This window comes from Rathayibacter sp. AY1E6 (assembly GCF_002931115.1).
Classification (GTDB): domain Bacteria; phylum Actinomycetota; class Actinomycetes; order Actinomycetales; family Microbacteriaceae; genus Rathayibacter.
Genome location: NZ_PSVK01000010.1, coordinates 74,499 through 96,450, shown reverse-complemented (window position 1 = coordinate 96,450; position 21,952 = coordinate 74,499). Strand labels below are relative to the sequence as shown.

Sequence of the window (21,952 nt, the reverse complement as noted above, 5' to 3'; positions counted from 1 at the left end):
GAGTGGCGGCCTGCGCGGGGTGGGCCGGGATCGCGGGCACCTCGGAGCCGATCGAGCCGGCACCGGCCTGGACGGTGATGATCGCGGTGCCGACGTCGACCGTCTGACCCTCGTCGACGAGCACGTCGACCACGGTGCCGCTGAACGGCGAGGGGAGCTCGACGAGCGACTTGGCGGTCTCGATCTCGACGAGGACCTGGTTGACGGCCACCTCGTCGCCGACCTTGACCTTCCAGGCCACGATCTCGGCCTCGGTGAGGCCCTCGCCGACGTCGGGGAGGAGGAACTGCTCTGTCATCGGGGGGACTCCTGTGGGCTCGTGCGGGCGGATGTCGCGCGCGTCAGTACGCGAGCGAGCGGTCGACGGCCTCGAGCACGCGGTCGACGTCGGGGAGGAAGAGCTTCTCGACCTTGGCGGGCGGGAAGGGGGTGTCGAAGCCGGCGACCCGGAGGACCGGCGCCTCCAGCGAGAAGAAGGCGCGCTCGGTGACGGTCGCCGCGATCTCGGAGCCGAGGCTCACGTTCGCGGACGCCTCCTGCGCGACGACGAGCCGGCCGGTCCTGCGGACCGACGCGAGCAGCGGCTCCCAGTCGATCGGGGAGAGCGAGCGCAGGTCGACGACCTCGACGCTCGTGCCCTCCTCGCCCGCGAGCTCGGCGGCCTGGAGGAGGACGGCGACCATCGGGCCCCAGCCGACCAGCGTGACCTCGGTGCCCTGGCGGACGACGCGGCTGGCGTGCAGCGGCGCGGCGGACCCGCTGAGGTCGACGTCGCCCTTGGGCCAGTAGCGGCTCTTGGGCTCGAAGAACATGACGGGGTCGTCCGAGGCGATGGCCTCCTGGATCATCCAGTAGGCGTCGTTGGGAGTCGACGGGCTGACCGCGCGCAGGCCCGCGGTGTGCGCGAAGTACGCCTCGTTGCTCTCCTGGTGGTGCTCGACCGCTCCGATGTGCCCGCCGTAGGGCACGCGGATGACGACGGGCATGGTGATCGCGCCCTCGTGGCGGTTGGTCATCTTGGCCAGCTGCGAGGTGATCTGGTCGAACGCCGGGTAGATGAACCCGTCGAACTGGATCTCGCAGACCGGGCGGAAGCCGCGCATCGCGAGCCCGATCGCGGTGCCGACGATGCCGGACTCGGCGAGCGGCGTGTCGAGCACGCGCTTCGCCCCGAACTCGGCGTGCAGGCCCTCGGTGATGCGGAAGACGCCGCCCAGGGGGCCGATGTCCTCGCCCATCAGGAGGACGCGGTCGTCCTGCGTCATCGCTCGGCGGAGGCCGGCGTTGAGCGCCTTGGCCATGGACATGGACTCGAGCTGCGACCCGGTGAGGGGCGGCTGCGCGGCCGTCGTGCTGGTGTCGATCGTCATCACTCTCCTCCGAACGATTCTTCGTAGCGCTGCAGCCACGCCTTCTGCTCCTCGACGAGCACGTGCGGCTCCGAGTAGACGTGGTCGAACATGACGCCCGTGGGCGGGACCTCGAGGGCGAGGAGGCGGCGGCGGATGTCGGACGCGAAGTCCTTCGCCTCCTCGTCGACCTCGTCGAAGAAGGACTGCTCCACGCCCTCGCTCCGCAGGAACGCGGCGAAGCGGGTGATCGGGTCCTTCGCGACCCACGAGGCGAGCTCGTCGTCGGTGCGGTACTTCGTCGGGTCGTCGCTCGAGGTGTGCGCGCCGATCCGGTAGGTCAGCGCCTCGATGAACTGGGGACCGCCGCCGGAGCGCGCGTCCTGCAGGTGCTTGGCGGTGACCGCGTAGCTCGCGAGCACGTCGTTGCCGTCGATCTGCACGCCGGGGATGCCGAAGCCGGAGGAGCGGAGGTAGAGGGGGCTGCGCGACTGCGTGGCCACGGGGACCGAGATCGCGTAGTGGTTGTTCTGGAGGAAGAAGACCTCGGGAGCCTGGTAGCTCGCGGCGAAGACCATCGCCTCGCTGACGTCGCCCTGGCTGGAGGCGCCGTCGCCGAAGTAGACGACGACGGCCGCGTCCTTCTCGGGGTCGCCCGTGCCGGTCGCTCCGTCGAGGGTGAGGCCCATCGCGTAGCCGGTCGCGTGCAGGGCCTGCGAGCCGAGCACCAGCGTGTAGAGGTGGAAGTTCCCGTTCGTCGGGTCGGTCGGGTCCCAGCCGCCGTGCGTCGTGCCGCGCAGGAGCGCGAGGACGCCGAGCAGGTCGATGCCGCGGATCTTGCCGACGACGTGCTCGCGGTAGGAGGGGAACACGTGGTCCTGCGGGCGCATCGCGAACGCGGAGCCGACCTGCGCCGCCTCCTGCCCGTGGCTCGGGACCCACAGTCCGAGCTGGCCCTGGCGCTGCAGGTTCGCGGCCTCGGTGTCGAAGCGGCGGACCACCGCCATCTCGCGGTAGAAGGAGCGGTGCTGCGCCTCGTCCACCCCGTCGAGGTAGGAGGCGTACTGCTCGGCCGCGGGGGTCGGCGAGAACCGCCCGTCCGCGGAGAGGAACTGGACAGTCGGCGACTCCGTGCTGGTGGCTACCACCCGACTAACCTATCCGTCTCGCGGGGTGGCCCTCGGGGAGGGAAGCCACAATCTCGGCCGCCGCGCTGAGGAGCTTGTCGACAGAGCGCGCCTCGCCGACGGAGACGCGGATCCCCTCCGGCGGGAACGCGCGGACCACGACTCCGGCGCGCTCGAAGACCTCGGCGGCCCGCGCCGTGTCCTCGCGGGTGTCGAACCAGAGGAAGTTCGCCTGCGACTCCGGGATCGTCCAGCCCTGGTCGAGCAGCGCCCGCCAGAGGTCGTCGCGGAGGCGGGTGATGCGGTGGACGCGCTCGAGGAGCTCCTCGCGGTGCTCGAGGGAGGCGACCGCCGCTGTCTCGGCGAACCGGGTGACCGAGAGCGGGATGGCGGTGGAGCGGGCGGCGTCGAGGATCCGCGCGTGGCCGATCGCGTAGCCGACGCGGAGGCCGGCCAGGCCGTACGCCTTGGAGAAGGTGCGGGCGATCACGAGGTTCGGGTAGCGGCCGAGAAGGCGGGTGCCGTCCACGGCCCGCTCGTCGTCGACGAACTCTGCGTAGGCCTCGTCGAGGAGCACGAGGACGTCTCCCGGGACGCGCTCGAGGAGCGCCTCGACGTCGTCGGCGGTGGCGACGGTGCCGGTGGGGTTGTTGGGGCTGCAGACGATCAGCAGGCGGGTGCGCTCGGTGACGGCCTGGGCCATGGCGTCGAGGTCGTGGGTGTCGTCGGCGCGGAGCGGCACGCGCACGCTGGTGGCGCCCGCGGTCGTGACGAGCGAGGGGTAGGCCTCGAACGAGCGCCAGGCGTAGACGACCTCGTCGCCCGGGCCCGCCGCCGCGGTGATCAGCTGGGCGATGACCGCGACGGAGCCGGCTCCGACGATCACCTCCTCGATCGGGACGCCGTACTCCGCGGCGAGCGCTGTGCGCAGGGCGGTCGCCGCCGCGTCCGGGTACCGGTTGAAGTCGTCCACCTCGCGGACCCGCGCGAGCACGGAGGGCAGCGGGTCGAACGGGTTCTCGTTGGAGGAGAGCTTGAAGGCGTCGGCGGCGGCCGCGCGGCCCTGCTTGTAGGCGGGGAGCGCCAGGATCTCGGGGCGGAGGCGGACGGGAGGCTCCTGCTGGTCGGTCACCCGCCCCATGCTAGGCGGCGCGGCGGCGGGCGCCCCGCCGTTCCGCGCGCGCCGTCCCCCGCCCTCGACGGGTGTGCGCCGGGCCCCCTTCCCACCGGTCGAGCGCCGCCGGTGCGGCCCGGAGGTGCGGCCGACCCGGGTCTCGGATGCGCGAACCGCCCCACTGACCGGCGCCCACGGCGGCCGTCCCCCGATTAGGGTGCAGTGATGCGGAGTCGAGGGCGAGCCGAGCGGCGCGGGGGTGCGCGCCCGCTCCTCCGGGGCGCCACGGCCGCGATCGCCCTGCTCGTCGCCGCCGGCGCGCTCACCGGATGCACGCCCTCCGCGGAGGGCACGCAGGCGACCCCGACTCTCCGCGAGACGTCCATCGACGTCGCCGCTCCCCCGGCCTACACCGCCGCGCGCGAGGCCGGCCTCGCGCTGCGGGACGACTCGCTCGCGCTCCTCACCGCGACCGACGGCACCGTCGCGGGCGCGGCCCGCACCGATCTGCTGGTGGCGATCGGATCCCTGAACGCAGCGCTCGAGGGAGTCTCGGCCGACGCCATCACCACCGCGACGACCGCGGCCGGGGAGCAGCGGACGGCGCTGGCCGAGCGCGTGCTCGGCCTCGCCACGTCGACCCTCGCCTCCGGTCGCGGATCGACGTCCCGGCGGGCGGTGCTGACCGACGCGGTCGAGCAGCTCCGGAGCGCTCTCGCCTCGGGAGCCGCGGTCGCTCCGCTGGCCGTCGCCGTGATCGAGGCGCGCGAGCCGCTCGTCCCGGAGCCGGCTCCCGCGCCCGCCCCCGAGCCGACCGAGGCCCCGCAGCCGACGGCGGAGCCCCTGCCGCAGCCCGAGCCCACCGCGGTGCTCCCTCCGCGGACCTGCGCCGACGACCCCCGCCTCTGCACTCCTGCGCCCGAGCCGACCATCGGCGGGCCCCTCACCTGAGCCCCGGCTCGCGGCCCGCCCCGCCTGCGGGGATAGTGGAGGCATGAGCAGACTCCTCCTCGGCCTCCTGACCAACGCCGTCGCGATCTGGCTCACGACCCTGGTCGTGGCGGGCGTGCGCGTGGACCCGTACGAGGAGGGCCCCGCAGCGGCGGTCCTCACGTACCTGCTGGTGGCGGTGATCTTCGGCGTCGTCAACGCCGTCGTCGGCGGGGTGGTGCGGGTGGTCGCGTTCCCCCTGTACGTGCTGACGCTCGGCCTGGTCTCGTTCCTCGTCAACGGCCTCCTGCTGCTGCTGACCGCCTGGATCAGCGGCCTCTTCGGCTTCGGCCTCGTCGTGGACGGCTTCTGGTGGGGCGTGCTCGGCGCCCTCGTGCTCGCCCTGGTGAACTGGTTCATCGGCCTCCTCCTGCGCCCCTTCCTCCGCCGCCGTCAGGGCTGACACCGCGGGCTCGGCAGTCAGCATCGGCCACGCCGCCGCCGCCCGGGAGGCGTCGCGCGCCATCGGTGGACGACGGCCGCGATCGGCCTGCTGTGGAGGAGCCACGGTGCGCCATGATGGGCGGGTGACCCCCGACTCCCCTGCGCCCTCGGCCTTCGCCGTGTGCTTCGTCTGCACCGGCAACATCTGCCGGTCGCCGATGGCCGAGGTGGTGCTGCGCTCCCTGGCGGAGCAGGCGGGGCTCGGCTCCGCGATCGAGATCAGCTCGGCCGGCACCGGCGAGTGGCACCTCGGCGAGCACGCCGACAGCCGCGCCCTCGCGGCGCTGGAGCGGCACGGCTTCGACGGGGGCCGCCACCGCGCCCAGCTCTTCGACCCGTCCCGCTTCTCCGAGTTCGACCTGGTCGTCGCGCTCGACCACGGGCACGAGCGCGCGCTGCGCTCCTGGGCGCGCACCGAGGTCGACCGGCAGAAGATCCGCCGCCTGCTCGACTTCGAGCCCGGCCTCTCCCCGCAGGGCGACGTCCCCGACCCCTACTATTCCGATGCGGCGGCGTTCGACTCGGTGCTCGCGCTCATCGAGCGCGCCTGCCGGGCCCTCTTCGCCCAGATCGAACCAGGACTGCGCGGCAACCGCTCGGTCCGCCCCGACTCCACCGACGCGCGCGCCGCCCTCGCGCAGGACACCTGAGAACCGGAAGGCACCACCGCATGACCTCGCTCCCCACCCAGCCGCTGAGCCCCCTCGACGGCCGCTACAGCGGTGCCGTCTCGTCGCTCGGCGAGTACCTCTCGGAGGCGGGGCTGAACCGCGCGCGGGTGCACGTCGAGGTCGAGTGGCTGCTGGCGCTGACCGACCGCCGCCTCTTCGGCTCCGAGCCCGTCGACGCGGCGACCGCCGAGGAGCTGCGCCGCCGCGCCCGCGACTTCGGCCAGCCCGAGATCGACGAGCTGGCCGCCCTCGAGGCCCGCACCCGCCACGACGTGAAGGCCGTGGAGTACCTCGTCCGCCAGTGGCTCGAGGAGCTGGGACTGCAGCGCATCGCCGAGCTCACCCACTTCGCCGCCACCAGCGAGGACATCAACAACCTCTCCTACGCGATCGTGGTCCGCCAGGCCGTCGGCGAGATCTGGCTGCCGAAGCTGCGCTCGGTCGTCGCGTCGCTCCGGGAGCTGGCCGTCCGCTACCGCGACGAGTCGATGCTCAGCCGCACCCACGGCCAGCCCGCGACCCCGACCACGATGGGCAAGGAGTTCGCCGTCTACGCGTACCGGCTCGAGCGGGTCGTCGCGCAGATCGAGGCGACGGAGTACCTGGGCAAGTTCAGCGGAGCGACGGGCACGTTCGCCGCGCACCTCGCCGCCGACCCCGGCACCGACTGGCCCGCCCTCGCGGAGGAGTTCGTCACCTCCCTCGGCCTCGTCTTCAACCCGCTGACCACCCAGATCGAGTCGCACGACTGGCAGGCCGAGCTCTACGGCAGGGCCGCGCACGCGAACCGCATCCTGCACAACATCTGCACCGATGTCTGGACCTACATCTCGCTCGGCTACTTCCGGCAGATCCCCCAGGCCGGGGCGACCGGCTCGTCCACGATGCCGCACAAGATCAACCCGATCCGCTTCGAGAACGCCGAGGCGAACCTGGAGCTCTCCAGCGCCCTGCTCGACTCGCTCGCGCAGACCCTGGTCACCTCGCGCCTCCAGCGCGACCTCACCGACTCGACCACGCAGCGCAACATCGGCGTCGCGTTCGGCCACTCCCTCCTCGCCCTCGACAACATCGCCCGCGGCCTGCTCGAGATCGACCTCGACCCGACCGCCCTCGCCGCCGACCTCGATGGCAACTGGGAGGTGCTGGCCGAGGCGATCCAGACCGTGATCCGTGCGGAGGTGGCGGCCGGCCGCTCCTCGATCACCGACCCGTACGCGCTGCTGAAGGAGCTGACCCGCGGCAAGCGCCTCGGTGCCGACGACCTCGCCGTCTTCGTGCAGGGTCTCGACATCGGCGACGCGGCGAAGGAGCGCCTGCTGGCGCTGACGCCGGGCGGCTACACGGGCCTCGCCTCGTCGCTGGTCGACCGCCTGAGCTGATCCGCCGGGCCGCGATCGCGCGGATGCCGCCGTCCTCGAGCGCGAGCACTCCGACTCCTGCGTGCTCGCGGCGGCGCGGTCGACGACGGAGCGATGTCGGGGGTCGCACCTAGCGTCGGCGGCATGTCAGCGTGCGCGATCGGAGGGTGCGCCTCCTCGGCCGAGACGGGCGCCCCCCTCGCGCTCTGCGCGGCGCACCTCGGGCTCGCGCACGACTGGGTCGCCCGCGAGGACGGCGTGATCGACGCCCTGCCCTCGCCGTGCGCGGCGTGCGGGTCCCGCCTGGGCGTCCGGCTCCCCTCCGCCTGGCTCTGCGCCGCCTGCGAGTGGCGGCTCGGCGATGCTCCCGACGGCGAGCTCCCGCCGCCCCGGGTCGACGTCGTCTACTACATCCGCTTCGGCGAGCGGATCAAGATCGGCACCAGCGGCAATCCCCGGCAGCGCCTCCACCGGCTCCGGCACGAGGAGCTCCTCGCGTTCGAGCGCGGCGGGCGAGCACTCGAGCAGCACCGGCACGCCCAGTTCGCCGACGAGCGCCTGGAGCGCACCGAGTGGTTCGCGCGCAGCCCCGCGCTCGACGCCCACATCGAGACCGTGCGCGCCGGGGAGCCCGACCCCTGGGCCCTGCACCGCCGCTGGCGCAGCGAGGCGCTGGCCCTGCGGCTCTGACGCGTCGGCTGCGAGCCGGCGGCGACGACTCGACCGCTCCGACTCGCCGGCTCCCACTCGACGGTTCCCGCTCGCCGGCACTGCATCCACGGGTCCCGCTCCGCCGAGCCGGACACCGGGACGGAGCGCCGGGGAGGGCGCGCCGGGGACGGGTCCCCCGAGGACCGTCCCGCAGCCGCCGCACGACGCGCTCAGCGCCCCCAGGCGTCGACGAGCAGCGGACCACGGACATCGCGGAGCCGGTCGACCAGACGGTCCGCCAGCGCGGCCGTGACTCCCGTGGCGACCAGGTCGTGGGGGCCGAGCGGCAGCAGCTTCCCCGTGCGGATGCGCACCACCTCCCACCCGGCGGAAGGACCGCGGCCGGAACGGCGGAGGCGGCGGTACGAGGGGCGGGCGGGAGCGCGGCCCGAGCGGCGGCAGCTGGAGGGGTGGATCGAGCGGACGGAGGAGTCGACGACGCGGCGCGCGCGGATCCGCTCGGGTCGGCGGGTGACGCGGACCCGCGGCCGGTGGGTGACACGGACGTCGGGAGCCCTCGCGCGATCACGGCGGGTGGCGCCAGGAGGACGAAGGAGTCGTCGTCGGGGGCGGCCGTCGGCGCGAGCACCTCGGCGAGCCGGCCGCCGATCATCGGCGCGGCCCTGGGCAGGCGCGGCGAGGCGAGCTCGGCGCAGTCGGGGCACCAGGAGGAGCGGCGCCGCTCCCGGCCGGGACGGTGGCGTTGCTCCTCGGGGGTGGCGACGAAGACATGCCCGGCGTCGCAGAGCCAGCACAGGTACACGTCGGCCGCGGGCGGGATCTGGCTGAGCACGATGCCCTCGTTGTACTCGGGCCGGTACTGCCGCACCAGGACGGGGTAGGACGCCCACGCCTCCCGGTAGGTGCCGACCGCGTAGGGGACGTCGGCGCCGCGCGAGAACCGCCGCCGCTGCCACCACCGCCCGATCGCCTCCGCCACCCTCCGCACGCTACGCGCGACCACCGACGCGGAAGCGGCGCCCGCATGCGCAGGCGGGATCTCGAGACGCCCTCCGGGCTGCTCCATCAGCATGCGCGGCGGAAGGGACTATCCGCCCGCGCGGCGTGCTCCCGGCCGACTGGGAGCGGCGGAGCCGTCCCTCGCCTAGTGTGCGGAGTCCTGCTCGTCGATGTCCGCGATCTCGGCCTCGTCCGGCTTGAAGGTCAGCGAGAACATGGCGATCGCGACGAGCACGACGATGAAGGCGACGCCGAACGAGATGAGCGCGACGACCGGCTCGCGGGTCGAGAGCATGACGACCAGGCCGACGAAGGCCGCCATCACCGCGGAGAAGCCGATGAGCTCGAGCGGGCGCAGGCGGTCCTTACGGGTCGGCTGGAACGTGCGGGGCGTGAACTCGCCGGGGTCGCGCGCCGGGGCGGCGTCGGCCGCCGAGGCGCGGTCGGCGGGAGAGGCGGGGTCGGGCTGCTGGCCTTCGGCGGTCATCGGTCTCCTCCGGAGGTCGGTGTCGTGGGGGCGACGGGATCGTGTCCGGTGGCTGCGTCGGCGCCGGCGGCCCATTTGAGCGAGAACGCCGCGATGGCGAGGAAGACGGCGACCATCACGGCGTAGGCGCCGAGGAGGCCGACGGTGACGACGGGGTGGGGCGGGAGGAGTCCGAAGGCGGCGCCGAGGAGCATCGTGCCGACGCCGACGATCACGGAGTCGCGGGCGGCGAGGCCCTGACCGCGGCGGCCGCTCGAGAACTCGAGGAAGCCGGAGAGCAGCGCCCAGCCGGCGACGAGGGCGACGAAGGAGAGCAGGTTGGCGACCGGCAGTGCGACGAGCGCCGCGACTCCGGCGACCAGGGTGAGCACCGCGGAGCCGACGGCGAGCGGGCGGGCCCGGCCGCTCCAGCTGCGGAGCCCGAGGGCGAGCGAGACGGCGCCGGTCGCGATCGCGAAGCCGCCGAAGACGGCGAGGCCGAAGGCGGGCCCGTGGTCGGGCGAGAAGGTGACGACGCAGCCGGCGACCGCCGCGATCACGGCGCGCGCGAGGGGCAGGGTCCACAGGCGGCGGTCGGAGTCGGCGGCGATGGCCACGGTCGAGCCTCTCTGGGATGGAGGGAGAAGGCGTCCGGGAGCGGACGGCTGGGCGCGCGACGGCACGGCGACGCGGACTCCAGCGATTTTACGCTCCCGCGGCTCCGCCCAGGCCCGGAGCGGGGCCGGGGGCGCGATCCGGGGCGAAGTCGCAGGCGGCTCAGCCGAGCCAGACCTCCTCCACCCGCGGGAACACGGCGTCGGCGGAGAAGCGCTCACGGAAGCGCGCCCCGGCCTTCTCGACGACCTCGGCCCGGGCGTCCTCGTCGGTGATGAGCTCGGTCAGCGCGGCGGCGAGGCCCTCCACGTCTCCGGGCGCGACCACGCGGCCGCAGCCGTCGCCGAGGACCTCGGGGATGCCGCCGACCGCGGTCGAGACGACGGCCGCGTCGCGGGCGAGTGCCTCGAGGATGAAGATCGGCATCGCCTCGTCGCGCGAGGGCAGGACGGCGATGGACGCCTCGTCGAGCAGGGCGAGCAGGCGGGCGTTCTCGAGCGAGCCGAGGAACTCGATCCCCGGGACGCCGCGGTCGACGACCTCCGGCTCGCGGATCGGACCGGCGACCAGCAGGCGCCAGCCCTCCTTGCCCTCGACCTGCGCCCACGCCTTCTGCAGCACGTCGACGCCCTTGCGGTGGCTGACGACGCCGCCGAAGACGACGGTGCGGGTCTTCTCGCGCGGGGTGCCCTGCTCGAGCGCGTTGGGTACGAGGTGCACGCGCTCGGCGGGGACGTAGCGGCGGCAGATCGCCGAGGTCTCCTCCGAGAGCGAGATGATCTCGTCCGCGCTGCGCAGCACGTCCTTCACCAGGCGCGGGTGCGCGGCGGTGAAGGCGGCGAACTCGCTGCCGTGCAGGTGGGCGACCGTGCGCAGGCCCAGGCGGTGCGCGAGGCGGAGGAGGGACCCCTCGCGGAGGAACGAGCCGCGCTCCGAGAGGTGGACGACGATCACGGCGCCGGGCTCCCGGCGCGCGATCGCGACGATGCGGGCGGCGGCGCCGGCGGCCAGGCGGGCCGCGGCGACGTGCTCGCCCGGAGCGGTGCGGGAGGAGATCACCCGGACGTCCGAGCGCTCGAACGGCCAGCGCAGGTACCCGTTGACGACCTGCGTCATGCCTCCGGGGACCTCTCCGCTGCGGCCGACGTGGTACACCCGCGTCTTCGGGCCGGCAGGGGCTGCCGCGGCGGCCGGGCGGCTGCGGGGCGGCACGGCGAGCAGCGCCTGGATGTCGTCGCGGACGCCGCGGAGGCGTCCGCGGGCGACGAGCAGCTTCTCGAGCAGCTCGCTCCGGCGGGCGACCACGGCGGAGAAGGTCTCGACGCCGGCGGCCGGGGTCGTCCGGGACATGTCGACCGTGACGTCGTGGATCCCGATGGTCTCGAAGTGGCGCGAGGCCTTCGTCGATCCGTCCATCTGCAGGCTCACCGGGGCGGCGCCCTCGGTGAACGCCATGATGATCACGTGCAGCCGGTCGCTCATCGCGACGCGGGCCGTGCGGTAGAGCTCGCGCAGCAGGATCTCGTGCTCGTCGTGGGTGTGCGCCGGATCCCAGTCGAGGATGTCCGCGTCGAGGTCGGCGGCGAGACGGCGGGAGCGCTCGGCGTCGACGGCGACCTGCGTGACCACGACGATGTCGAGGTCCTCGCGCTCGGCGAAGCCCTTGATCGCGGCCAGCCACTCCTGCTCGGGGTAGGGGCGGGCGTCCACCTCGTGGTCCTCGCGGAGGGAGAGGACCAGAACGCGCCGCTCCTCGTCGGGCTGCGCGGCGAACGCGGTCAGCTCCGCGTCGCTCGAGCCCTCGCCGTAGCCGAGGTCGGGCATGGCGGCGCCGACGCGCATGTAGCCGGCCGTCTTGTCGTCGCGCCAGCGGGTGTAGCTCGAGAGCGCCATCGAGGGCCACATGATCGCGCGGGGCAGCGGGGCGAAGTTGCGGGTGCCCACGCCGGCGCGGATCACGCGGCCGCCGCCGAGGCGCACGAGGGCGATGCCCGGGAGCATCACGAGGTGCTCCTTCATCCCGATCAGGGTCAGCTGGATCTCCCCCGGCTTGAACACCGAGTTCGCCCGGCCGGCGAGGGCCTCGCGGGCGAGCGCCGCGTACCAGCGCAGGAGCGAGCGGTACACCGTGTCGTCCGGGCCCAGGCGCAGGCCGTCGTCGTAGCCCCACGGCGAGTGGCCCACGTAGACGTGGAGCGGACCCGACTCGCGGAGCCAGTCGAGGAGCTGGCGACGCAGGATGATGTCGCCGATGTTCTCGTACTGGCCGCGGCCGACGGCGAAGATCGATCGGGCAGGTGTCACGGGCGGGCCTTTCGGAGGGGTTCGCGTGGGGGTGACCGGTGCGGAGCGGGGAGCGTCGCGGGTCTCCCCGGTCGATCCTCCTGCCGCGCTGCCGTCGTGGGCCGGGCCGGCCGGGCTCCGCAGGAGCGGGCTCGGGGCCGATGGCGCCCCGGGCAGACTAGCGCAGGCGGGCTCGGCGGCTCGAGGAGGAGTGCTCGCGTCAACAGCCGTTGGTGACCAGGAAGGCCTTGAGGAACGCGCCGGTCTGGTAGACGTACTGGTTCACCAGGTAGTCCAGGCCCATCGGCTCGCCCGAGGGCACCATCGAGAGCTCGCCGGAGTAGCAGCGCTCGATGATCATCTCGGCGCGCACGAGGTGGGAGGCGTTGGTGATCACGATGACGTGGTCCCAGCCGTACTGCTCGGCCATGTCGCGCAGCTGCCGGGCCTCTCCCTGGGTCGTGAGCGGGTCGGCGGAGTAGCAGAGGACGTCGCCGCCGGGCTCGTTGCACTTCTTGTACTTCTTGGCCTCGTAGGGAGCGTTCATCTCGCCGGGGCCGACCGAGAGCACCATCGTGTCCGTCGCCCCGGAGGTGATGATCCGGCGGGCGAACTCGACTCGTGCCCTCGTGGAGGGACCCAGCACGAAGACCGCGTCCGCCTGCTCAGGGATCGGGTCGATCGGGGGCGTGACATAGAGCGGGATCCCGGCGCCGAAGAGGGCGAGCACCACGAGGGGGACGAGCAGGAGCCGTCCGATCACGGTGCGAGCGCGGACCTGGGGGCGTCTCGGGCGCTCCCGGGACGGCGGGGTGGACGGGCGGTCGCCGGTCGCGGTCGTGGCCGTGTCCATCGCGTCCTCCCTCTCGTCGGGACCGCCGCTCGCCCGCGGCGGGTGATCCGCGACGCGGGTGCGACGGCGATCACCAGTGGAGAGCCCATCATCGCAGTGTTTCGGCGAGGGGTCGGCCCGGTGAACGCCCGGTCAATTCTCTCGCCCAGCGGCCCGGCCCGGGGCCGTGTCCAGAATCGCCGGGTAGGGTCGCCGTTCCTCGACCGAGCAGCACTCCCCCTCGTCCATTCCGCGGACGGGCATTCCCGGAGTCCCGTCCCGATCCGACATCCGCCCTCCGATCCGTCGTCGACAGCGCGTGTGACCGTTCCGTATACACGCATGCGCGGCGGTCCGCCAGTCCTTCAGCGGAATCGCTGATATAAGCCCGACCACCACGCCCGAATGGGGTACTACAACCTGAATCCGTCTCATCCAGCCATCAGTCGCAAGGCCCGTCTATAGCGTCGGGAGGACCAGCACCACCCCCTTGAGCAGCCCCCTCGAACCGCCCCCGACGCCCCCTCGAAGACCCGGAGCCGATCGTGAATCCTCAGACGACGCCAGACCCGACCCGCCCTCGCCGACGACGCGCACGCCTCTCCCTCACCACCGCTCTGATCGCCGCTCTCGGCATCCTGGTCGCCCCCCTCACGGCGCCCGCCGCCTCCGCGGCCACTCTCGACCCGGGCGCCGGGCAGAGCACGCGGATCCAGGAGACGAACTCCTCGCTGACCTACAGCGGCTCGTGGCGCACGATGACGGGCGGCGACAGCGGCGGCGGGATCAAGTTCCTCAACAGCACCGGCTCCGTCTCGTTCAGCTTCCGCGGCACCGGCTTCAGCTGGGTCAGCCGCACCACCGCCTCCGCCGGCATCGCCACCGTCACGGTCGACGGCGCGAGCACCTCGGTCGACCGGTACACGAAGACCACGGCGTACCAGGTCCCGGTGTTCACGAAGAAGGACCTCGCCGACACCGTCCACACGGTCAAGATCGCCTGGAGCGGCACGGCCAACAGCTCCGCGAGCGACAAGAACCTGGTCATCGACGCGTTCGACATCACCCGCGCGACTCCCGCCACCGAGGAGCCGACCGACGAGACCGGCGGCGGCGAGGACGACGGCCCCGTGCTCGATCCTTCCGGAGCGACCAGCCTCCTCGTGCAGGAGACCGACCCCGCGCTGCAGTACACCGGCTCGTGGAGATCGATGGCGGGCGGCGACAGCGGCGGCGGGATGAAGTACCTGACCTCCGCCGGATCGGTGAAGTTCACCTTCGTCGGCACGTCGTGGCGCTGGATCAGCCGGAAGACCTCCTCCTCCGGCATCGCCGCGGTCTCGGTCGACGGCGGACCCGTCACCAAGGTCGACCGCTACAGCTCGACCGCGCAGTACCAGGTGCCGGTCTACGAGACGACCGACCTCGCCGAGGGCACACACACCGTGACCATCTCCTACACGGGGACGAAGAACTCCAAGTCGACCGACAAGAACCTGATCATCGACGCGTTCGTCCTCGCCGAGGACGGCCTCGCGACCGACGCCGTGGAGCTCTCCCCCCTGACCGACGGCTACACCGTCGCCTGGGACGCGCCCTTCAGCTCGCGGGTCGTCTCGTACGACGTGCACCGCTCGAACGAGGACGGCTCCGGCGACACGGTCGTCGGCACCGTCGCCGACCCGGTGCGCCAGTACCGCGACGAGACCGCCGAGGCGGGACGCGCCTACACGTACACCGTCACGGCGACCGACGACGCCGGCCGCGACTCGCGGCTGAAGGAGTCGGCCACCACCTCGGCCGACATCCTCGCCTCCCGCGCCTCGCTGCTCGCGGCCTTCGACTGCCCCGCCGCCACCAAGACGGTGTCGACCTCGGCGCAGCTCGTCACGGCCCTGACCAACCCCTCCTCCGGCGACGTCATCCGCCTGGCCGACGGCGTCTACACCGGCAAGTTCGCCCTCCGCGGCACCGCCGCCCAGCCCGGCTCGATCTGGATCTGCGGCTCGCCCAACGCGGTCCTCACCTCCGGATCCACCTCGAGCGGCACCGCGCTCATCCTGAACACGGTGAGCGACGTGCACCTCGTGGGCTTCTCGGTCCGCAGCTCCTTCCAGGGCATCCAGGTGCTCGCCAGCAAGGGCGTCCAGATGGCCGGCCTGACGGTGAGCGAGATCGGCTACGAGGCGGTCCACTTCCGCAGCCAGACCACCGACTCCCTGATCGTCGGCAGCACCATCCGCCGCACCGGCCTCGTCTCCGCCAAGTACGGCGAGGGCGTCTACGTCGGCACCTCCGACCGCAACTGGTGCGAGTACAACAGCTGCAACCCTGACCGCACGGCCCGCATCGCGGTCGTGGACAACGCGATCAGCGACACCGGCGCCGAGCCGATCGAGGCCAAGGAGGGCACCCTCGACGGCGACATCATCGGGAACACGGTCCTCGGCGGATCGCGGCTCGCCTCGGACGTCGTCTCGCTGATCCTGGTCTCGGGCAACAGCTGGCTGGCCGCGGGCAACTCCGCCGCGGGCACCACCACCTACGGCTACCAGGTGATCACCCGCGCCGACGGCTCGGGCAACGACAACACCATCAGCGGCAACCTCGCGCTGAAGACCAGCAACGCGGTGGTCTACCTCCACCAGCCGTCCAACTGGTCCACCAGCGGCAACACGCTGAGCTGCTCCAACTCCGGGAAGGACCTGATCGGGAACGTGGCCTGCACGCCGTGACCTGATCCGCTCCCCGCGCGCAGAACCGCCGCCGTCGTCCCCTCGACGGCGGCGGTTCTGCGTCTGCCCGCCTCCCGCCGACCACGCGGGAGTCGGCGGAGTCGCGCGCCAGTACGGCGACTTCTGCGGACTCGCGGGGTGAGCGAGCTCCCGAGAGCCGGTGAGGCACGTGATCAGGCCACGGCGGGCGCTGGAGACGCTGAAAAGGGACGGACCGGTCGGCCGGGCCCCGGAGAGCCCGCGGGCCCGGACGGTGACGCCGCCTCCTGCCGAGACCGCGGAGGTGGGCGGAGTCGCGCGCGAGTACCGCGAGTTCTGCGGGCTCGCGGAGTGAACGGGCTCGCGGAGGGGTGGAGGGGGCTGGAGTGCCGGCCAGGCGTCGGAGGGGCCGGCTGGGCCCGGAGAGAGGGCAGCCGGGCCCCCGCCGGGCACCGCGCAGTCCCCGGATGCGGAAGAGCGCACCGCGGCCGGGGCCGGGGTGCGCTCTTCCGCATCGTGCGAGGACGCGATCAGACGATCGCGGGGGCCTTCTGCAGCTTGTGGCGGGCCAGGACGACCGCGCCGACCACGGGGGTGCCGGCGGTCTCGATCCAGTGCACGTCGGCGGCGGCCTGGGGCGAGTCGACCTTGCCCTCGATCAGGACGAGGACGGCTCCGTCGGCCACGCCGCGGAAGGTCGGCGACTGCTCGGTCGCGCCGAGGGTGCCGGTGACGATCAGGACGATGTCGTAGACCTTCTCGAGCTCCTCGACCAGCGCGCGGAGGGCGTCGGTCGGCATCGGCGTACCGGCCTGGGCGCCGCCCGCGGGGAGCAGGTCGACGCGGTCGGTCGAGCGCTTGATGATCGCGTCGTCGAGCGAGGCGGCTCCGGCGAGCACCTCGCGCAGGCCCGGGCGTCCGCCCGAGGCGGAAGCGAGAGCCGAGCCCTCGGCGGTGCCGTCCACGATCACGACGGACGAGCCGAGCACGGCCAGCGCCTTGGCGAGCAGCACCGCGCTGGCGGTGTGCGGGGTCTTCTCGGACGCCGGGGCGATCGCGAAGGAGGAGTACGAGCGGGTGCGCGCGATGGCGGAGAGCTCGAACGCCACGGCCGAGTAGCGGGCCGGGATCTCGGTCGAGTTCAGCATCTCGTCGAGCTTGGTGGCCTTGACCGGGACGATGCCCAGCAGCGGCCGGTCGATCGCGGAGCGGACGTCGTCGCCGCTGCGGAGGCGGCGGTCGAGGGCGGTCATCACGATCGCCACTCCCACGCCGACCACGGCGCCGCCGAGGATGCCGAGCGCGAGCAGGACGAGGATGCCACCGGTGACCGGCAGCTCCGGCGGGAGCGCCTGGCTGAGCACCTGGAGCTGGATCTGCGGGACGGCGACGCCGTTCGTGGTGGTCGCCGGATCGGCGCCCTTCACGGCCGCGTCGAGCTGGGCGGCGACCGCGTTGGCGATGACCGCGGCCTGCTCGGGCGAGGGGTCGGTGGCCGAGATCGTGATGACCACGGACTCCGGCTCGGCGAGGACGGTCACGCGCTTGGCGAAGTCCTCGATGGGCTCGTCGATGCCGAGGCCGTCGATGACGCCCTGCAGGACGGTGTCCGAGGTGCCGAGGGCGACGGAGGTGACCGTGGCCTGGGAGGCGGCGCTGTTGGCCGCGACCCGGTCCGCGGTCGAGAGGACTCCGGACGAGGAGACCGCGACGTACACGCGTGCGTCCGCCTTGTACTGCGGGAGGAGGACGGCGTTGAGTACCAGGGCCGCCACGGCGCCGAGCAGAGCGAAGGCGACGATGTAGACCCACCTCCGGCCGATGCCGGCGAACAGTCCGTTCAAGGTCATGGTGTGTGGTGTCCCTTTCGTCGACTGCACCGGAGTGCAGGGGGTCTGACTGTAGCGTCGTGATGTGTCGTCCGCGTTGCGCGGACCCGGCCGCGAGGTTTCGCGCGGGAGCGGTGGATCAGAGGTGGGCCTGCAGGAAGGCGAGGATCGCCTTCTTGTTGTTCGGGGTGTTGTTCTGGAGCCCGTGGTGGCCGGAGCCGTCCACGCCGACCTCGGACGCCACTCCGGCGTCCTGCAGGGCGACCTGCATCGCGTCGGCCTGCTCGACCGGGACGAGCTCGTCCTCGGAGGTCAGCCAGATCTGCGGGGCGTCCGTGGAGTCGACCGAGGTGATCGGCGACGCGGGGATGCTCTGCGGGCAGGTCGTCGAGTCGATCTCGTCGCAGTCCAGGTAGGAGAGGATCTGCTCCTTCGCCTCGGGCACCGGCGTGCCCAGCGACATCCCGGTCTCGGTCATGTCGGCGACCGCCGAGAAGGCGACGACCGCCTTGACCCGCGAGCCCTCGGTGAGGGAGCCCTCGCCGAGCGTGCCCATGGTCGCTCCGATGATCGCTCCGGCGGAGCTGCCCATCACGCCGATGCGGGCGGGGTCGAGGCCGAAGCGCGTGACCTGCGCGGGCTCGCGCAGCCACTCCACGGCGGCCTGCGCGTCCTCGATCTGGCCGGGGTACCGGCTGTCCTGGAGGAGGCGGTAGTCGACGGAGACCGAGACGAAGCCGCGCTCGGCGTAGTACTCGCAGAGCTCGGTCATCCCGCCCTCGTCGCGGGCGCCGTCGACGAACCCTCCGCCGTGCAGCATCAGCAGCGCGGGGCGGTCGGTGCCGCCCGCGGTGGGGAGGCAGGCGTCGGCCTTCAGCGAGACGCCGTCGACCGAGCGGTACTCGATCGCCTTCTCCGTCGTGAAGCCGTCGGGCGTGCGGACGGGCTCGGGCTGCGAGGAGCAGCCGGCCAGCCCGAGGGCGACGGCCACGACGGCCGCCAGGACTCCGGCTCTGCGTGCTCGTGTCGTCTTCACTCGTGGGACTCCGCTCTCTTCTTCTCGTAACTGGGGGAGGTGCCGGGCTCATCGGCCGGGACCGCGACGGGATCGGAGACGACTCCGGGGCCGCGCGCAGGGACGGGCACGGGCTTGCGCCGCTTGCCGGGGCCGCCGAGGGCGGCCGGGGGGACGTAGATCCACTTGACCTTCGAGAGGTAGCGGGTCACGAAGAGCGAGAGGACGACCGCGAGCACCATCACGACCAGCAGCAGCGGCACCTCGAAGCCGCCGATCTCGGAGCGGTCCTCGGGGAGGATCACCCGCAGGATCGTGATGGCGATCACGATGAAGTAGAGGTGCAGCAGGTAGATGTGCAGGCTGCGCTCGCCGCAGATCGTGAAGAAGTTCAGGAATCGCACTCGGGAGAGGGCCCGCGACACGAGGATGCCCATCGCGACGGCGGCCATCTGGCCGGCGAGGGCGAGGAACGGCACCCAGCGGATCGGGAAGAGGAAGAGCACCGCGCTCAGCACGACGAAGACCGGAGTGACGTAGAGGAACGCGCGGCTCCCCTTCTGCTCGACGAAGTCGATGATCCTCTTCGAGTAGAGCGTGCCCACCAGGAAGAAGACGAACAGGGCGCCGATGCGGTTCCAGCCCACGTTGGTCGTGTTGAGGAGACCCGTGGTGAACATCGTCCCCATCACCGCGGCGAGGGCGACCTGCACGCGGTGATCGACCTTGCGCAGGAGCCACGCGCCGAGCGTGAAGAGCACGAGGCCGTAGATGAACCAGTAGCTGCTGCTGGGCCAGAAGAACAGCAGGAGCAGGTTGAGCGGGTCGGTCGCGGGGAGCTCGCCGAGTCCGCCGTTCGCGAGCGGCACGACCAGGTAGAAGGCCATGCGGATCACGGACCACACCACGTAGAGCCAGAGCAGCGGGTACAGCCTGCGGCGCCAGAGGTCGCCGAAGCTCCAGGTGCGGATGCGCGAGCCGAAGAGACCGGACACCAGGAAGAAGAGGGGCATCGGGAACAGCTCGAACACGACCTTGATGCGGCCGAGAGTGTTCTCGACCCCGATGTCACCGAGGTACAACGACGTGTGGTAATACACGACCATCAGGATGGCGGCACCCTTGGCGAAATCCACCCATTCGCGTCGGGCCCCGCCCGCAGGCTTCAGCAACTTCATTCTCTCCCCCTTGTGCCCGGTCGTACCGCTCGTGAATTCCATCCGAGGTGAACAAGGCTCAGAGAAGGACGCAGGCTCGGTCGCAGAATGCGACCGAGGATCAAGACTAAGGGTGTATCGTCCGCGCCGCACATTCGGCTGAATAGTGACGAGGACTCGATTGCCGGGAAGCGCACTCCGGCCTCTCCGCTCACCATGGAGACGACGGTCACCGGCGTCCGTTCCCGGCGCTCATCGCCGCACGGTAGAGCGCGGGCGCCGCGGCGGCGAGCCCGAAGAGGACGGAGCGCTTGAGGTCGCGCCGGCGCACGAGCGCGACCAGGTGCCGGAGCCCCGCCTCGTCGTGCGCGGCCCGCCAGAGCCGGTCGGCCTCCTCGGGGCTGTGTGCGCCCGAGGTGGCGTCCTTGAAGCGGGAGAGCAGGGAGAAGCGCGCGCGGTAGTAGGAGTAGTCCTGCGAGTCGAGGATGCGCGGGTCGAGCCCGCGGGCCGTCCGCTCGATCACGGCGGCGAGCCCGGCGAGCGAGTCGGCGCGCTTCGCGCCCGAGCGGATGATCGAGCCCGAGCGGAGGCGGTACTCGTAGACGGAGTCGGGGACGACGACGACCTCGTCGGCCGCGGCGAGCAGCTGCGCGACCTGCGCCTGGTCCGAGTGCTGGCGGATCCGAGTGAAGTCGATGCCGTCGAAGAGCTCGCGGCGGAACAGCTTGTTCCAGAGGTGCCCGGTCAGCTCCCCTACCAGGAGCGCGGTGAAGGCGCCCCGGCCCGAGAGCGCGAGCGGGCCGCGCAGGGAGCCGACGGGCGTGGATCCGGTGGCGTCGACCGTGACCGCCTGGGCGACCACCACGTCGGCGCGGCCCGCCTCCCCCGCGGTGAGCATGGCCTCGACCGCGGTCTCCGGCCACTCGTCGTCGGCGTCGACCAGCCAGACCCATTCGCCGGCGGCCTCGCCGACGGCGCGCTCGCGAGCGGCCGCGACGCCCTGGTTCTCGTCCTGGCGGAGGTAGCGGATCCGTTCGTGCTCCTCGGCGAACGCGCGGCCGATCGCCTCGGTCCCGTCGGTCGAGGCGTCGTCGACCACGAGGATCTCGAGCTCGGCGTGGGTCTGCCGCAGCAGGCGCTCCAGGGCCGAGGCGAGGTGCGCCTCCTCCTGGTGCGCCGGGACCACCACCGAGACGAGGGTCACTTCTGCCCCACGACCCGGCGGAGCACCGTCTCGAGGTCGCGGCCGCTCGACTCCAGCGAGAAGCGGTCGAGCCAGCGGTCGATGCCGGTGATCTCGAGCTCGCTCGCGCGGATCAGCGCGTCGGCGAGGTCGGAGGCGGAGGGGGTGAGCGCGAGCTCGCCGGTCAGGCCCGGGACGATCGCGTCCGCGACTCCGAGCGCCCCGGACACGGCGACCGAGGGGACGCCGGCGGCGGCCGCCTCGACCAGCACGTTGCCGAAGCCCTCGCGCAGCGACGGGAGCAGCACGACGGCGTTCTCGTCGAAGTGGTGGAACCAGTCCTCGACCCAGCCCATGTCCTGGAAGTCCACGCCGCGCGCGGTCGCCTCCGCCTTCATGCTGCCGAGCAGCGGGCCGCCGCCGAAGGAGACGACCTTCGCGGGGATGCCGCGGCGCTCCAGCTCCTCGGCCGCGAGGATCGCGAGCTCGGGACGCTTCTGGACGACGAGGCGGCAGGGCAGCACGATCTGCAGGCCCGCCGCGGTGCCGGGGGTGCGCGAGACCTGGCGGGAGCGGTCGACCTTGGCGGTCGCCGGATTCGGCACGACGGTGCAGCGCTCGCCCGAGACGCCGAAACCGGCGACGAGCTCGCCCGCGACGGGGTGCGAGATCGCGATGACGTGGTCGGCGCGGCGGTAGAGCGTCTTGGCGAGCCCGAGCTGCACCTTCTGGGTCTTCGAGAAGCCCGGGATGCCGAGCGAGACGAGGTTGCGCTCGCTCACGATGGTCTTCGGGCGGTCCGCCTTCGCGGTCATCTCCGCCGAGGCCAGGAGCACGATGTTCGGGTAGCCCTGCAGGGCGACCGCGACATCGGGGGTGCGGCGGCGGAACAGCTCCTTGAGCATCCGCGCCTTGCCGACGTGGCCCTTGCCCTCGCCGATGCGGTGCAGCACCGCGCCCTCGGGGAGGTACTCGTCGGTGCCCTTCACCGAGGTGGTGACGACGTCGACGTGGTGGCCCTGCTCGAGGAGCCAGCCCATCCAGGTGCGGGCGACGAACTCGGCCCCGCCGCCGTGCAGCGACGTGACGACGAACATGATCCGCATGCGCGGTCCCTTCTCCTGCGCCGCG

20 protein-coding genes are annotated in these 21,952 nt (G+C 72.6%); 6 read left to right on the top strand and 14 right to left on the bottom strand.

The annotated features are described in order from the left end of the window. From C5C46_RS10335 to hisC, 4 genes are all read right to left on the bottom strand, one after another. Window positions 1-298: biotin/lipoyl-containing protein (locus C5C46_RS10335; RefSeq protein ID WP_308471131.1), on the bottom strand; the 298-nt coding region annotated here is incomplete at its 3' end. 43 nt (window positions 299-341) lie between these two features. After that, window positions 342-1,307, bottom strand: a complete 966-nt coding sequence (locus C5C46_RS10330; RefSeq protein ID WP_181027250.1) for an alpha-ketoacid dehydrogenase subunit beta — start codon at window positions 1,305-1,307, stop codon at window positions 342-344. A gap of 62 nt (window positions 1,308-1,369) precedes the next feature. Next, window positions 1,370-2,497 carry a thiamine pyrophosphate-dependent dehydrogenase E1 component subunit alpha gene (locus tag C5C46_RS10325; RefSeq protein ID WP_104226633.1) on the bottom strand — a complete coding sequence of 376 codons (1,128 nt, stop codon included), beginning with the start codon at window positions 2,495-2,497 and terminating at the stop codon, window positions 1,370-1,372. Window positions 2,498-2,501: 4 nt separating this feature from the next. Then, on the bottom strand, window positions 2,502-3,617 hold the full coding sequence (gene hisC / locus C5C46_RS10320; RefSeq protein ID WP_104226632.1) for a histidinol-phosphate transaminase: 1,116 nt from the start codon (window positions 3,615-3,617) through the stop codon (window positions 2,502-2,504). A 198-nt stretch (window positions 3,618-3,815) separates the two neighbouring features. Between hisC and C5C46_RS10315 the strand changes: the two genes are divergently transcribed. The 5 genes from C5C46_RS10315 to C5C46_RS10295 all read left to right on the top strand — a co-directional run bounded on the left by C5C46_RS10315 (window position 3,816) and on the right by C5C46_RS10295 (window position 7,746). Next, complete coding sequence (locus C5C46_RS10315) at window positions 3,816-4,541, top strand: hypothetical protein (RefSeq protein ID WP_146078979.1); 726 nt, start codon at window positions 3,816-3,818, stop codon at window positions 4,539-4,541. A gap of 43 nt (window positions 4,542-4,584) precedes the next feature. Then, window positions 4,585-4,983, top strand: coding sequence for a phage holin family protein (locus C5C46_RS10310; protein ID WP_104226630.1), 399 nt, complete (start codon window positions 4,585-4,587; stop codon window positions 4,981-4,983). A 124-nt stretch (window positions 4,984-5,107) separates the two neighbouring features. Then, entirely contained in the window at window positions 5,108-5,674 is a 567-nt protein-coding gene (locus C5C46_RS10305) for a low molecular weight protein-tyrosine-phosphatase (protein WP_181065755.1), read from the top strand. Between the two features lie 20 nt (window positions 5,675-5,694). Then, complete coding sequence (purB, locus tag C5C46_RS10300; protein ID WP_104226629.1) at window positions 5,695-7,077, top strand: adenylosuccinate lyase; 1,383 nt, start codon at window positions 5,695-5,697, stop codon at window positions 7,075-7,077. Window positions 7,078-7,200: 123 nt separating this feature from the next. Continuing rightward, the gene (locus C5C46_RS10295; protein WP_104226628.1) at window positions 7,201-7,746 is read left to right on the top strand and encodes a GIY-YIG nuclease family protein; all 546 of its coding nucleotides are present in this window, start codon (window positions 7,201-7,203) and stop codon (window positions 7,744-7,746) included. A 191-nt stretch (window positions 7,747-7,937) separates the two neighbouring features. Here the strand turns inward: C5C46_RS10295 and C5C46_RS17360 are convergent, their stop codons facing one another. The 5 genes from C5C46_RS17360 to C5C46_RS10270 all read right to left on the bottom strand — a co-directional run bounded on the left by C5C46_RS17360 (window position 7,938) and on the right by C5C46_RS10270 (window position 12,944). Next, entirely contained in the window at window positions 7,938-8,084 is a 147-nt protein-coding gene (locus tag C5C46_RS17360) for a hypothetical protein (protein ID WP_308471130.1), read from the bottom strand. A 788-nt stretch (window positions 8,085-8,872) separates the two neighbouring features. Beyond that, window positions 8,873-9,214: a hypothetical protein gene (locus C5C46_RS17260; RefSeq protein WP_258059435.1), complete on the bottom strand. Its 342-nt coding sequence runs from the start codon at window positions 9,212-9,214 to the stop codon at window positions 8,873-8,875. Next, a complete protein-coding gene (locus tag C5C46_RS10280; RefSeq protein ID WP_104226627.1) occupies window positions 9,211-9,810 on the bottom strand; it encodes a DUF308 domain-containing protein in 600 nt (199 codons plus the stop codon). Before C5C46_RS10280 ends, C5C46_RS17260 begins: the two co-directional genes overlap by 4 nt. A gap of 160 nt (window positions 9,811-9,970) precedes the next feature. Then, on the bottom strand, window positions 9,971-12,112 hold the full coding sequence (locus tag C5C46_RS10275) for a glycosyltransferase family 4 protein (RefSeq protein ID WP_104226626.1): 2,142 nt from the start codon (window positions 12,110-12,112) through the stop codon (window positions 9,971-9,973). Window positions 12,113-12,311: 199 nt separating this feature from the next. After that, window positions 12,312-12,944, bottom strand: a complete 633-nt coding sequence (locus C5C46_RS10270) for a YdcF family protein (protein WP_104226625.1) — start codon at window positions 12,942-12,944, stop codon at window positions 12,312-12,314. 524 nt (window positions 12,945-13,468) lie between these two features. Between C5C46_RS10270 and C5C46_RS10265 the strand changes: the two genes are divergently transcribed. Beyond that, entirely contained in the window at window positions 13,469-15,658 is a 2,190-nt protein-coding gene (locus tag C5C46_RS10265) for a hypothetical protein (RefSeq protein WP_104226624.1), read from the top strand. 509 nt (window positions 15,659-16,167) lie between these two features. On the opposite strand, the gene C5C46_RS10260 is transcribed toward C5C46_RS10265, so the two are convergent. The 5 genes from C5C46_RS10260 to C5C46_RS10240 form a co-directional block, all read right to left on the bottom strand. Next, a complete protein-coding gene (locus C5C46_RS10260) occupies window positions 16,168-17,487 on the bottom strand; it encodes a Wzz/FepE/Etk N-terminal domain-containing protein (RefSeq protein WP_104226623.1) in 1,320 nt (439 codons plus the stop codon). Between the two features lie 118 nt (window positions 17,488-17,605). Next, window positions 17,606-18,502 (bottom strand): alpha/beta hydrolase, encoded by an 897-nt coding sequence (locus C5C46_RS10255; RefSeq protein WP_146078978.1) that lies wholly within the window; start codon window positions 18,500-18,502, stop codon window positions 17,606-17,608. Further along, window positions 18,499-19,659 carry an acyltransferase family protein gene (locus tag C5C46_RS10250; RefSeq protein WP_181027202.1) on the bottom strand — a complete coding sequence of 387 codons (1,161 nt, stop codon included), beginning with the start codon at window positions 19,657-19,659 and terminating at the stop codon, window positions 18,499-18,501. Before C5C46_RS10250 ends, C5C46_RS10255 begins: the two co-directional genes overlap by 4 nt. A 208-nt stretch (window positions 19,660-19,867) precedes the next feature. Next, a complete protein-coding gene (locus tag C5C46_RS10245; RefSeq protein WP_104260674.1) occupies window positions 19,868-20,842 on the bottom strand; it encodes a glycosyltransferase family 2 protein in 975 nt (324 codons plus the stop codon). Further along, a complete protein-coding gene (locus C5C46_RS10240) occupies window positions 20,839-21,927 on the bottom strand; it encodes a glycosyltransferase (protein ID WP_181118449.1) in 1,089 nt (362 codons plus the stop codon). Before C5C46_RS10240 ends, C5C46_RS10245 begins: the two co-directional genes overlap by 4 nt. Window positions 21,928-21,952 lie beyond the last annotated feature (25 nt).